Origin of the sequence: Enterococcus sp. 5H, from assembly GCF_028128615.1 — a bacterium.
Lineage (GTDB): Bacteria > Bacillota > Bacilli > Lactobacillales > Enterococcaceae > Enterococcus_L.
The window spans coordinates 1-15,175 of record NZ_AMDP01000057.1; the positions used below are offsets into that span (position 1 = coordinate 1).

A 15,175-nucleotide genomic window follows, 5' to 3' on the forward strand; every position below is an offset into this window, starting at 1 on the left:
TAACATAACATACATTATACAAAGAGATTTTTTGATGTGTTGATACAAAGTAAAAAATAGCGAGATAAACAGGTCGATGCAATCGAACATATTACTTTTGATTATATAGAAAGAAGAGGGGATGAGCAATGAACATTGAACAATTTTTAGGAAAGAAGCAGCAACTGAAATATACACTGCTAAAACAATTGCTTGCGGCTCCAGAAGGGCGAGTGTCACTAGCACAACTACTTGAAGAGTTAGAAACGTCATATGGTACAGTGGTGGGGCTATTTAAAGAAATAAATGACGATATTCTTGAGATTCGACTGACGGATAAACTACAGCTGATACAAGAGCGAGCATATGCTCAGAAGTACTATCAATTAAATGTACAAGAAGTGACGGCGTTTGATTACTTGTTGCTACAGTATCTAAATGAATCTGTTCCCTTTCTGTTGTTAAAGGATGTTATTTTTGGACAATACTTAACAGTAGAAGAAGCGACAGAGCAATACCACGTTTCTAAGTCGACATTAAGACGAGTGGTGGATACCTTGAACAAAGAATTGACCTCCCTTAACATTGTTCTTTCGATGAAAAAACGATTGCACTTAGAGGGGAATGAATGGGGGATTCGTTTGTTTGCGGCAAATTTCCTTGCCCAGTCGTATGGTAGTAAAGAGTGGTTCTTTTCGTGTGTTAGCTTAGCTGAAGTTCAACGCTATGCAGTCATGATTGCTTCTCAGTTTGTGTATACAAGCAATGTAGTGAACGATATTTCAGCTTTATACTTAATTGCAGTTTCTTTTTCAAGGAGAGATCAGACGGATAAACTCTTTCCAACTGAGGATCAAAAAAAGTGGCTATACATAGAAGACACGGTGGATTTTCACCAATTTTTAAAAGAAGGCAGTCAATTTATGTTGGAACTAGATCCTACACTGGAAGAAAGAGAACAACGAATGGAGAATCAAGTGATTTTTACGTTGTTATTACTAAATAACAACCTATCTCTGGTTCAAAAAACACCACACTTTTTTTATCAGCTTTCTGGAAAACAAGAACATTCTTTATTTAAACTGGGTGTTGATTTATTGATGGAAATTGAGCGGGAATTACGGAAGCCATTAACTATAGAAGAACAATTAAACGTGGAATATCAGTTCTATTTGATTGCCTATCGACAATTCTATTTAGATAAAGTCTATTCGGTTCAGCCATTATCCAAACGAAAAGAAGAACAAGGGACAATTCGAAAGATACTTGAAACAGTTTCTAGCTTCTTATATGATCACAGTGGTTTTGTACCGGATCATCAACGATTGTTATTGAAGGAAGAGTATACACAAGTTCTATTAACTCAAATCGATTGGTTGCGGTATAAACCAATGATTCACATTTACTTGATGAGTAGTGGTAACAGGCCGTACTTATCGGAGGAATTATTAGCAGCGACCCCCAGAAGAACATTTAATATCACGTTAGAAAACGTGATAAATGAGGATACCGATTTGGTAGTTAGTGATACTGGTTTTACCAAAAAATTACTCAGCGACTCGTTCTCAGCCCCTATGTTTTATTGGAAAAGCTATTCGGCAGAGAATACCGATCGCTTTTATAAAGAGTTGTCTCGGATTAGTAGACGAAAATGGCAAGAGTCCTAATTGAACAAAACTGTTAAATGTGCACTGTATCTGTCAAACGAAAAGATACATAAAAAAAGATGTTCCAGTTATTTCTGAATATAACAGAAATACGTTGATAATAAAAAAATATACCATTGAGATCGGAGGAATTCTATGAAAGTAGAAGAGAAACGAAAGAGAGCCAACGCTCAGAGTCAGCAGTGCTAATGAATGAACGGAAGAATTAACTCATGAAGTGAAAAAAACAAATAGAAAGGAAAAAGAGATGAACAAAAAACATAAACTATTTTCTTGGCTCGCAGGAATAATACTTATTATGATTGTTGGGTTATCAAGTACTATGTTGGCTAGCAAAAGTTTATTGTCTGCAAAAGAAGAAGTAAATAATGATGCTAATACTATAGAAAGAATCGTGTTTCCAGTTAATCCATCGATAACTAGTATTTCGAATAATGCGGATGAGAAACAGGCACATTTAGATGAAAAAGCACTTGCAATAGCGTCGAATATCTCCTTAGTAAATGTAGTACCTATGGATTTTATGAACGAACCAATTACCCAATCGGTGATTGGAGTTCCCTTCTTTTTAGATTTGACGTTTTTTTTAACAGGAAATTTCAATCAATTACGCGGTAACACATTTGTATATAATTTTCCTAACAAGTATTTAGATGCATTACCAAGTGAAGAGTCAACTATAATGTTAAATCAAGAGAAGGTCGGTACTGTTTCCAAGAGTTTTTCTGGTGATACATCCTTTGAGTTTCGATTTGATGAAGATGCCAATTTAGATGTTGGAGAGGGAGGAACTGAGCTTCATTTCAAACCTCTTGTTCGATTAAAAGAAGAGATGGCATATACTGATCGAGACAAGATAACTGAAGCACGTTTAGTGATTGAAAATAGTGAGGATAGATTTTCAGATGAACTTCTACCAGAGGATGGGTACCCCGTTACTATTCTCCCTCATCAAGAAGGAGCTTTTGATTGGTTAGCTAATGCAGAAGAATATGGATTAAATCCTCCTACATTGTATGGTGTATCGCCAGCAGAGCATTGGGAAGATTATGCTTATTTTCTAGGTTACAGTGCAAGGTTTAATATGGATAGTATACTTTCCAAGAGTCCAAACTATGTGGGAACACGGCCAGGCGATACCGGAATACCGTACTATTTCTTTGGTATGACTGATAAACCATCAAATGGTGGATTATATTACCCAGATCAAATAGCGGTATGTATAGATGTTCTACATTCCTTAGTTAAAGGAAATGGTCAAAAATCTGATTTGGAAGATTACATTGGATTCGATGCAGCTGAGGACTTGCAATATGGACTGCATATGGCTGCAATGCTTGCGGAGGAATACGGTCAGGGTGTTGGACCAGGAACACAGGTAATACCAGGACCAACAACACCTAATATACCTATTGTTTTTGGCGGAAATTCAGCGCAGATGGATCAACAAAAATATTATCTATATGCTGGGCAACTTCGTGCATGGGTCATAGCTGCTAAAAATAATCTAAATCCTGGGTATGTATTGAATATGGATTATAGTGACATTACTAGTAGTGGTGGTAGTAAGAACACCAACATGACTGCAGGAATTAATGCAATTGAAGAAATGATTGAAGAGTTTAAAAACTTTGATTACGTTAATAGAACACCGAAAAAAATGAAAGTGGGTGAGACACTCGAGACTTTTAAAATTCCAACGAGTCAACAAAAATTTATTCATTATGTAGATTTTGAAGAGTCAAAGGGGTTAGATAAAGTAACATTGATTGGAGTGGAAACTACTACAGGAGTGATTGAAGATAAGCTATCAGTGAAGGCAAATACCTCTATTGAAGAAGGAGAAGTGGAGATTGTTATTCGTAAAAACACTTCCGACTTTTGGAATTCTGATTTAGGTTTTGATGCGCTTTATGATGGAACAGGTCAGAAGAAAGCTGTGTTCACGATGCGACAAGAATATCAACGTATGACTTCGGTCTCTGTATTTACTGATTCTGATTATAATTTAGAAATTGAAAAAACAGACGGAAAAGGTAATCCATTAGCTGGTGCGTTATTCAATTTAGAGAGTGATAATGGTGATGATATAATACCAGCTATAAATTCAAATGGAAAATTCACATTTGAAGGTCTGGAACCAGAAGTAACCTATACACTAACAGAAACAAAAGCACCAGAAGGGTATCAGAAAAAAGAAGAATCGTACACAATTGTAATGGATGCCAATGGCAAGTTGTCGGTCAAAGAAGGCACGAAAACACTCGTTGCAGGACAGGATTATAAATGGGATGAGAATAATCTAGTGTTGAGTTTTTCTGTTAAAAACGAAAAGTTGAAGAAAGAAATTGTCTTAACGAAATTTGACAAAGATACAATGGACCCATTGGAGGGTGCTGTCTTTATTATTCAACCGTATAATATGTTTGCCGCTAATCCATATACATGGGCTTCAAACTATAATGTAACGGGAGAAATCAATAAGGAATTTGTCACAGATAGTAGAGGACAAATTGTCATCAATGAAGAAACATACCCAGGAGTGATTGATCAATTAATCAAAGACTATAATACCGCGATCAAAATTGACGGTAAAGATATTTATATCAAAGGATATCGCTTTAGAGAAATACAAGCACCCGAAGGTTATCCAGATCCGGGATTTAATAAGGATGTTTTGTTAGAAGAAAAAGATGCAGGAAAAGATTTTTCAGCAGAAATAAATATGGATGATTTGATGAATAATACCAAGACAGACTTTGCGTATTCTGTTACAAATACAAAAAAGGTTATTTTGGGAAATGCAGAATTAGTAAAGTTTGATGTTCAAAATACGAATATAACGTTAGCAGGTGCGAAATTCGATCTTTATAAAGAAGGAGAGAGTACACCGTATCGCTCAGATTTAGAGACTAATGAGCAAGGAAAACTCTTAGTGCCTAATTTACCATTAGGAGATTACTATTTTGTGGAAACAAAAGCGCCAAATGGCTATACTTTGCCAGAAGGTGAAGCAAACCGTTTTGAATTTTCTATTACGGAAGAGAATGCTTCTGCTAACGTGACAGTTAACGTACCGGCACCGAATGTTAAAGAGAATGTCCCGACAGGATCAGTTAAATTGTATAAACATGATAGTAAAGATGACAAGCAAGGATTAGAACATGCTGAATTCTCTCTTTATAGAAAAGGTGAAGCCAAACCTTTGTACACAAATGAAAAAACGAATAGTGAAGGAATACTAATTATTTCAGATTTGCCATTTGGAGAATACTATTTTGTAGAAACGAAAGCACCAAGTGGTTATTTCTTAGATGATAGCCAATATCCATTTGAAATTACAGAAGCAAATATTGAAATTCCTGTAGAAGTTCGTATATCTAATATTAAAGCACCACCTAGAGAGTTGACACTAACGAAAACAGATGAGGGAACAGGGGAACCAATTCCTGGTGTTGTCTTTATCATCCAAAACAGAAACACATTTTTTAATGAATGGGGTCCAGTTGACACAGGGGTAAATAAACAACCGCTAGTAACTGATGAAAATGGGCAAATTATCATAAATGATACAACCTATCCTGGATTAATCGACCACATGATTGAATTGAATGAAAAGCCTGATGTTAGTGGCATGAGATTTAGAGAAATAAGTACACCGGAGGGCTGGGTTGACCCATATCCAACTAAATCTGGTCAGAAGGACAGTGCGAATGATCTTTCAGCTAATGATTTTGCTAAAGATATTCCAATGGATACCTTAAAAGGCTCACCATTGTCAGATGAACCAATCCATGTCGTACTAGCAATGAAGAACAAAAAAGAGCAGAATGATCAGACAATTATTCAAGTCGAAAAACGCGATAAAACAACTGGGAACTTAATCACGGATGGTGAAGCAACATTTATTATCCAATCCCTACGTAAAGACAATCAATGGTCAGCATTCAGCGATCAACAATTCACCACACAAAATGGTGTCGCAGTGATTGAAGATGAAGAGTTGATTGATGACTTACTAAAATTTCAAGGTGGAGAAAACGACCAAAAATATCGTTTCCGTGAAATAGAAGCACCTGAAGGTTATAAAGATCCGCAAGCACCAAGTCCATTATCGGCTAATGAAGCTCCTGGAGGTATAGGAGATGAGTTTTCAAAAGAATTTACTCTTGGTGAAGAAAATTCATCAACTGTTATGGTTGTGGTTGAAAATGAAAAGCCAGAAGATCCAGTTGATCCGGTTGATCGAGCAGTAACCTTGAAAAAAGAAGACGATACTACTGATAAAGCCTTACCGGGTGCCGTATTTGAGATTGAAAGATATGATGCAGGATCTGATACATGGAAGCCGACAGGCATAAGTAACAAAACAACCAATAGTAACGGGTCAATCGCATTGACTGAACAAGAAATCAGCAGTCTGGGATCAGATTACCCAATCTATATAGCATTTAAAGAAGTTACCCCACCAAGCGGATATGAAATGCCTGCGAATCCGTATACTGAAACGATCACAATCACTGCGGATGGAGCAACACCTGATTATGTATTAAAAGAGAACCATGCAATTCCCAAAGATAGAGAAATGACCTTGAAAAAAGTCGATGGTTTTTCCAATATGGCATTAGAAGGCGCTGAATTTCAGCTATACAAAGAGGATGAAAATGGAGAGTACCAACTTTACGACTTTTTCGCTTATAGAACCTTCGAAACGGATTCTAATGGAGAATATCCTTTTGATGAAAAATATGAGATACAATACATGGAGAATGGTAATTACAAACTGAAAGAAGTGGTAGCACCAGAAGGTTATGAGATACCCGACGATCCATTTACTGAAATGTTCACCGTAAGTGATACGGGAGTGACTCCGAATCGAATAGTGAAGAAAAACTATAAAATAAGTGGCTTCATGTTGAAGAAAGTTGATCAAACTGGCAAACCAGTTAAAGGTGCCAAATTTCATCTGTATAAATACCCTGGTCCAGGAGCAACGGGGACGCCAGAACGATATATCCGTGATGACTATAGGCCTGATGATTGGACTGATGAAAATGGAGAAATTATTATTGATCGGGATGATTTGAAAGAAATGGAAGACGGAGTGTACTTCTGGCGGGAAATTGAAGCACCAGATGGGTATGAAATTTTAGAACAGGATACCAAAACCTTTACAGTCCAAAATGGTATACCGAATCCACCAATCATTCAACATGTGAACCAGTACAATGGACGTTCGTTTGAGTTTCATAAAGTAGATGATCGCAATGGTGCGCCATATGATAATGGGTTAAATGGAGCAGTTTTTGAATTAGAGAAAGAAGTTCGTCCAAATACTTGGGAAGTGGTGAACGATAAGCAAACTGATCCTATTAGGTTTACTACGAAGTCGTACTTTGATGATTACTGGGAGTTAGACGTTCCAGGCAGTATCTATCTGAATGATCAAGATATTGAGAATTATGGGCTTGCAAATGGGACGTATCGATTGCGTGAGATTAAGGCACCACCAGGTTATGAGTTGCCGGACGATCCTTATACGAAGCCATTTGTTCTTAGTGCATCAGGTTTTTCTCCAGAATATGTTGAGAAAACAAATAGCCGTTTATCAGATCGTGAATTGATCTTGAAAAAAGTAGATGGTCGAGATCAAAGTAAAGGTTTAGCTGGTGCAGAATTTGAATTGGAATATACGGATAGAGATGATGATGGTTGGTACACGTATAGTGATAACCAAGGAAAGCCAGTCATCTTTACAACGAATGAAAATGGCGAGATCCTATTGGATGATGAAACGATCTATGATATTTACCACATAGGTGAAGGCTTAAATCAAAAAGGACGTTTTAAAGAGGTCAAGGCACCAGAGGGATATTTACTGCCCGATGATGTTTATTCTGAGGAATTTATTATCCAGCCTACAGAAATTACAGATATCAATGGTCGACCTATAACTGAAATCAAGAAAGTCAACTATAAATTTATTAATAACTACGAATTGGAATTGCTTAAGGTCAATGACAATGAAGTCCGTTTGGATGGCGCCGAGTTCACGTTAGTACCTTCCGATGGATCAGGACAACCACAAGTTTCAACCGGTGATAAAGGGATCTTTAATTTCAAAGATCTAGAGCCAGATGTGGAATATACCTTAACCGAAACCAAAGCACCCGATGATTATTTCATCAATAAAACACCATATACCTTTATCTTACGAACCGATGAAGATCCAGATGGTATTTTAGAAGTTTACTACAATGGAAAACAGTTGGAAGAAGGCAAGGATTATGAATGGAACAATACGCAACTGCAACTGAGTTTAGTGATGATTAACCGTAAATCATCCATGCCAATTACCGGAAGTGTTGGGATTATCGGTTTACTGATTGCTGGAGCAACAGCGATTGGCGTTGCCTATAATTTCCAACTTAAAAAGAAAAAAGTAATGTAATATCTAGGCTATAACGATTCATTTACTGTTAAACAAATATAGCGGTAAATGAATCTGCCTAACAATAGTTATTCAGTATTCAAATGAATACTTTATATAGTTTCACACCCAAACATACGAAGAAAGAAGGAAGAACATATGAGCAAATCAAAGTTGAAAAACCTTATACTTACTTTAGCTTTAGCCCTACCCTTGATCCTGTCATCCGTTACCGGATTTGTACAGGCGCAAGCGAAAGAAATGAATATTGAAAATACAGGGAGTTTAACGATTCATAAATTGTTAAACCCAAATTATCGAGAGCCTGGTACAGTAGGCGACGATGATGAATTCCAAGGAGACGGAACAGCTACTGGAAACAATGCCAATGGTGGCGCTGCGATTGGGGGTCAACCTTTGGCAGGAGTAGGTTTTACCGTTGTCGGACGCTTAACCGATGCACAAGTCAATGCGTTAGAAGATAGTAATGGCCACATTACACAAGCAGAAGCCGAAGATTTCATTGCCAACTTACCAGTGGGCTTAGAAAAACATGAAGGAACGACGAAAGCAGACGGAACTGTTACTTTCCCGAATTTACCTGTAGATACCACTGAATTAGACAACAACCGTTGGTTAGTGGTAGAAACAAGCAAACCGGATACCGTGGATAAAGCTGCGGCACCCGTGATTGTGAACGTACCAACAGGAACACCAGAAACAAGTTTGAAAAACTATAACTACGATGTCAACTTATACGTGAAAAACTATGCCTCTGGTGAACCGGAAATTGAAAAAGAAATCGACAAGCCAACGCATAGCACTGGTGATCGCGTACAATATACATTAAAAATCACGGATCTACCTGATGATTTAGCAAGTTTTAACCGTTTAGAAGTGTATGATCCATTGGATGAGCGTTTAAGCTTACTAGGTGACACACCACATGCGGAGTCTTTAGGAACAGTCACATTGAAGAGTAAAGACGGCACAGTGAAAAAAGAATTCAACTCATATATTACAGATGACCCATCAATCACAGCAGAAAATACACCAGCTGGAAATGATGTCTTAATCCGTACAGGTAAGACAAGTGAAGCTGGAAAAGATCAATATATTTACTGGGCGTTCACAGCGGAAGGAATCGCAAAATTAACCGATTTAGAACAAGGCGATTACATCGAGTTACCATTTGAAGTAATGGTTAACGAAAAAGCGAATTCAAATGTAGCTATTCCCAATGATGGTGAATTAGGTTTTGAAAACAAACCAGGAAACAACGGAACAAAACCAGTTGATCCAGAAAAACCTTACACACCAGGACCAGAAGATCCAGTTTATGGACCAGGAAAACCAACAGAAGTTGTCAATACAATTTTTGGGAAGAAAGACTTTGTAAAAACAGATGCGGATACAAAAGCACCATTACAAGGAGCAGAATTTATCGTCAAAGATACACCCAAACAACCAATCAAAACAGTTGATGCTGATGGTAATAAAGTAGAATTACCAGCGGGTGAAGAAATTTATGCGGTCATCGAAAACGGACGTGTGGTTCGTTGGACAGCCGACAAAAATGAAGCAACACCAGTTACATCAGGAGCTGATGGTAAATTTACAGTAGATGGTTTAGCGTATACGAACGAAGTAAACTACAGCAAACAATACATTTTCGCCGTACAAGGACCATTATTAACAGGCGACGGTAGTGTCTATCAACCAGAAAAAACGGTGACACAAGAATATGTTTACGTAGCAGCAAACCCACGTACATCAACAACAACTGCGGCAGATATTGAAGCAGAAATCCAAGCAATTTTAGATGCAGAAGGACATGAAAACTGGGTGTTCTACAAAGAATCAGAAACAAACCCAGCACAAATTGATTTCTTAGGCAACCAAATTCATGATTATGCTTTGGAAGAAACAAAAGCACCCAATGGTTATGTTCCATTGAAAAATGATGTGAAGTTCACTGTACCAGGTGAGCAAACAGGAACAGATGCGAATGGACGTCCAATTTATGACAACCCAGCAATCAATGTACCAAACAAGAAAACACCTGGTATGCCGATTACAGGTGGCATGGGAACGATTATCTTCTTGGTTGCAGGTCTATTATTAATGGGTGGCGCATACAAATTACGTAAAGGTAAAAACGCGTAATCAGTTAAATACAAGTATTTCTCGTCATTTTGGCCGGAAAGAAGCAAGCCAAAATGCTTATGTTCAATCGATCTGGAAATAGATCGGTTGGACTGAGCATTTTTTGTAAAAAGAAACTGAGAATAAAGAAATGAAAGGAGTGAACTCCTTATTATGAATCAACGAAAAAAGATATTCTTCAGTCTAAGTCTAGTTGGAATGATCGGTTTGGGCATTGTAATGAAACAGTCAACAGAATCTATTAAAGCAGCTGAAGAAGAATCTGGAATAGAATGGTTAGATACGACTGAAGCACCAGTTATTTTACCAGAAGAAAGTGTAGATATTGTGTTGGAGGAAGAGACAATTAATGACAGCACGATGGTGTCATCTGAAGATGTATTGAATCATTTGCCAGAATCTAGTGTAGAGGCTAGTCCTAGAGCGATAGTGACCTCCGCCTGGGGTACAGCACCTGTTAGTTTTGATACAACGACAGGTACGTTAACGGTGTCATCGGGAACATTGGCAGCTAGACCTACATCAGATTTTTTAGATAGCAATGATAAAATTGCAAAAATAGATGTAAAAAAAATTATTTTGAATAATGGCGTGGTTGCACCCAGTAATTCTGGATATCTATTTGCAGGAAGTACAAATTTTGCAAGTGGAGATAAAATGATTGGGTTTGATAATTTAGTTACTATATCAGGAAATCTAAATACTATGAACGTAACTACTATGTCTCGCATGGTTTCAAACACCTCAAGTCTGACAAGCTTAGATACTAGTAAGTGGAATACATCAAAAGTAATTGATATGTCTTATGTATTTGCTAGTGCTACAAGTTTATCGGTTATTGATGTGAGTAACTGGGATACGTCGAGTGTAACAAGTATGGAATCAACTTTTGCTAATACTAGAACGTCCAATTTAGATGTGAGCAAGTGGAATACATCAAAGGTAACGAATATGCAAGGAACGTTTTATAATGCGAAAGGTATAACGTCAGTAGATGTAAGTAAATGGAATACGTCGAAAGTAACAACAATGTCAGGCGTATTTAGAGGGGCTGCTAATCTAACAAATGTGGACATCAGTAAGTGGGATACATCAAATGTAAAAAAAATGACCCGGATGTTTAATGACACAAAAAATTTAACGCTTGTAGATGTAAGTGAATGGGATACTAGTAAGGTAACCGAAATGGATTCAATGTTTCAAAATGCCTCAAATCTAACAAATTTAGATGTAAGAAGCTGGAACACATCAAAAGTTACGAGTATGTCGAATATGTTTACAGGAACGACTAAGCTAAATACACTCACATTAGGTAGTAATTCTATTTTTAATAGCACAGTAAACTTACCAGATGTGAATAAAGCAGGTGGTGTATACACAGGAGGTTGGGACCGAGTTGTTCCAGAAAAGCCAGCCTCTGTGTATACAAGTAGTGCTGATTTTATGCTAAACTATGATGGCTCTATGCCAGGAACGTATGAATGGGAAACGGTCGTGATTGACTCTTCTTGGGGTACGTCTCCAGTTTTATTTGATCGCACAACCGGGATTCTCACTGTTTCTTCGGGAACATTAGAAGCCAAACCAAACTCGGTTTTTCTTGATACAAAAGATAAGATAAATAAAACAGCCGTGAAAGAAATTATTTTACAAGATAATGTCTTTTCACCAGAAAAAAGTAACTACCTATTTAGCGGTTTTGTTGCTGGAGGAGGGGCTCAGTTTACGAATCTTGTTCGAATTTCGGGTTTATTAGATACAAAAGCTACGACAAACATGGAATCGATGTTCCGAGGGACATCAAGTCTACTAAGCTTAGATGTCAGTGAGTGGGATATATCAAATGTAACCGTTCTGACTGGTATTTTCTGGGGGGCATCAAACCTAACATCAGTCAATGTAAGCGATTGGGATACCTCGAATGTGACAATTATGGGTAGTGTATTTCGTGATATGTCAAGCTTAGTAGAAGTAGATGTTGGAAAGTGGGATACATCAAAAGTAACGAATATGTATATGCTATTCTCAAACACAAATCTGACAACACTTGATCTGAGTAATTGGAATACTATAAAAGTAACAAATATGAGTAACATGTTCGCTGGTAATACAAGTCTAAATACTTTAATATTGGGTTCAAATTCTATTTTTAATAGCACAGTTAAACTACCAGCTATTGATTCCACTTTAGAAGAATACACAGGAGGTTGGGAGCGAACAATTCCAGTATTACCAGCCGTTTCTTATGAGAGTAGTACTGTCTTTATGACCGACTATGATGGTTCTAACCCTGGAACCTATACTTGGCAAACGGCAGGAGATCTTTCAATCATGGTACCAGCAGTTATGGCATTCAAAGAAACGAATGTTCCTGTGTCCAAACAAACGAAATCACTTCGTGAAGATTCAGATTGGGCGATTAAAGTGACAGACCAACGGGCGAATTCCTTGCGAAATCAATGGCAACTGACCGCTCGTTTGGCTGAACCTTTCACCAATAAGAAAGATCAAACTTTAGATTCAGTATTGAAATTTAAAGCGGCTGCGGACAAACCCGTATATACCTTAGATGCCGTTAATAGTGTACCGATTTATCAAAGTACCATTTCACCTGATAAAGTGACAGACCAAGCGATTGGCTGGAGTGCCGATGCCGGATTTTATTTAGATTTTGATGCCTTTGGGTTTTATCCAACGGGAGATTACACATCCATCATTGAATTTAGTGTAGAATCTGTCCCAACATCATAGGAGGAAGAGACAATGAAAAAACAGAAAAAGACCTTACTTATGTTGTTCGCTACCCTCATCCTATGTATGTTTGGAGGAAAAGTAGTTCAAGCGGAAGGAATAGCTAGTAACGGTAGTAAAGCAGGCATTACTTTGAAAGTCAAAGAAGAACCACCGACGACGAGTGAACCAGTACCTGAGCCAACGACCCCTTCGGAACCGGTAAAAGAGCTGCCAAATGTTCCAATCGAAGACAATAGCCCAAGCGGAAAAGGGATTGTGAATGGTTCAAAGCTCTTACCAAGTATGGGTGAACGCGCAAATAATGGTTGGTGGCTCGGGTTAGGCTTACTCTTGATTATCGGAGTTGCTTATCAAGTCTATCGTCGTCGAAAATAAGATTGGTTTTACCCGTCAATTATGGCGGTTATCTTACACTAAAATAAACAAGTAGAGGAGAAATTAGTTATGAAAACATCCACATTAGTTACTATGACAGGAATTATCAGTTTAACGGCGATTGCCCTAAGTGGGGTTAGTGCACAAGCAGTAACCGCGACAACAGCACAAGGCGATTCAGAAGGAACCGTGACGTTGAAGAAAACAGTTTTACCAGGAGGAAGCGCCGAAGTTGTAGATCCAGGTACAGTAAATCCAGCGCCTGTTGCACCTGTAACACCACCGGAAGTGAAACCAGAAGTTGGCGACGAGACTGCTTCAATGGTTTACTATCCAGATTTCGAATTTGGGGAACATACCTACCAGATTACGAAAGCGGCAACGTATGATGCGATTGCTCCTGTGTTTAAAGATGCGGACAATAAAGATAAAGCCATACCCAACTTTGTCCAAGTGGATAATAGTCCAGAAGCGGCGACTTGGAAAGTCAGTGTGAAAGCGACTGAGTTTACCGCAGCGGGTGCCTCTAAGAGTGTCTTACCTGGTGCTCAAATGAATCTAAACAATGTGGTCATTAATAATCAATTAGGAAATGCGGCAAAAACACCAGCGGCATCCTATACGTTAACGCCTGGAAGCAGTGTGACAGTAGGAACCTATACAAAACCTGAAAATGATCCGTATAATGCGTTAAGCATTAACTCGATTGTGTTTGGATCAACGTCTAGTACAACAACAGGAGAAAAAGATGAGAGTGGGGATACTGTGACGTATAATTCTGGCGTTCAATTAACGCTTCCATCAGGATTGTCTATTCAAAATACGACGTATACCTCTGATTTAGAGTGGACAATGGAATCAACGATTTAAACCAACGAAAACGATAGTATAGAAGAAGATCGTTCAATGAGCGGTCTTCTTCCTTCTATACTAGAGAATCTGTAGAAAAGATCGAGATAAAGAGAAATCAGTAATTGTTTAGATGGGGAGAACAAAGTTTATCTCTAAAAACAACAGAAAAGAGAGAGAGGAGGAAAATAGCAGTGAAGAAGATACACTATTTGGGGCTATTTTTTATCATTGTATTCATCGGATTCGTGTCAGGTCCTACCCAAGTGTTTGCTGGTGAATTAAACTTTACGGTCACCTCTATATTTCCAGAAAACCAACAAAACAACGCGTTAGGTTATTTTGATTTACGAATGAAACCAAACCAAAAACAATCGATTGAAGTGGAACTAACCAATACATCGGATCAAGCGATCACAGTAGACATGTATGCGACGACGGCGGTGACGAATTTGAATGGAGTTATTGAATATAAAGATTTAGAGCCTACATTGGATACCAGCTTGACTTACCCTTTCCAAACTGTCGCTGAACTACCAGAGTCGGTTGATCTAAAGGGGAACGAAACGAAGAATGTCACGATCGATCTAACGATGCCAGAAACAGAATACAATGGCATGATTCTAGGTGGTCTATACTTTAAGGAACAAGGGAAAGAAGAAGCAGAATTATCTGACCAACAAGGGATGGGCGTTCGGAATGTCTTTTCTTATGTGGTTGGGGTAAAATTGACGGAAACAGATGTGGCACTTCAACCAGATTTAAAACTGTTAGAAGCACGCGGAGGGCAAGTCAATTACCATAATGCGTTTGAAGCCCAATTACAAAATCCCGAAGCAGTAGAAATGAATGACCTAACGGTTACCGCACAAGTAATGAAACAAGGGAGTTCAACGATATTATATGAAGAAACCAGAGAAGGGCTGCGCATGGCGCCAAACTCTAATTTCTATTA

7 protein-coding genes are annotated in these 15,175 nt (G+C 38.1%); all 7 read left to right on the top strand.

From position 1 onward, the window contains the following. The first annotated feature begins 128 nt into the window (after positions 1-128). A complete protein-coding gene (locus tag C240_RS14300; protein ID WP_271497190.1) occupies positions 129-1,646 on the top strand; it encodes a helix-turn-helix domain-containing protein in 1,518 nt (505 codons plus the stop codon). 247 nt (positions 1,647-1,893) lie between these two features. After that, on the top strand, positions 1,894-8,097 hold the full coding sequence (locus tag C240_RS14305; RefSeq protein WP_271497192.1) for an MSCRAMM family protein: 6,204 nt from the start codon (positions 1,894-1,896) through the stop codon (positions 8,095-8,097). Positions 8,098-8,235: 138 nt separating this feature from the next. Then, positions 8,236-10,242, top strand: a complete 2,007-nt coding sequence (locus C240_RS14310) for a SpaH/EbpB family LPXTG-anchored major pilin (protein ID WP_271497194.1) — start codon at positions 8,236-8,238, stop codon at positions 10,240-10,242. 153 nt (positions 10,243-10,395) lie between these two features. After that, the gene (locus C240_RS14315; RefSeq protein ID WP_271497196.1) at positions 10,396-12,993 is read left to right on the top strand and encodes a BspA family leucine-rich repeat surface protein; all 2,598 of its coding nucleotides are present in this window, start codon (positions 10,396-10,398) and stop codon (positions 12,991-12,993) included. 12 nt (positions 12,994-13,005) lie between these two features. Next, positions 13,006-13,371: a hypothetical protein gene (locus tag C240_RS14320; RefSeq protein ID WP_271497198.1), complete on the top strand. Its 366-nt coding sequence runs from the start codon at positions 13,006-13,008 to the stop codon at positions 13,369-13,371. Positions 13,372-13,440: 69 nt separating this feature from the next. Continuing rightward, a complete protein-coding gene (locus C240_RS14325; protein ID WP_271497200.1) occupies positions 13,441-14,241 on the top strand; it encodes a WxL domain-containing protein in 801 nt (266 codons plus the stop codon). Positions 14,242-14,414: 173 nt separating this feature from the next. Then, positions 14,415-15,175, top strand: a 761-nt coding sequence (locus tag C240_RS14330) for a DUF916 and DUF3324 domain-containing protein (protein WP_271497202.1), incomplete at its 3' end; no start/stop codon positions are given.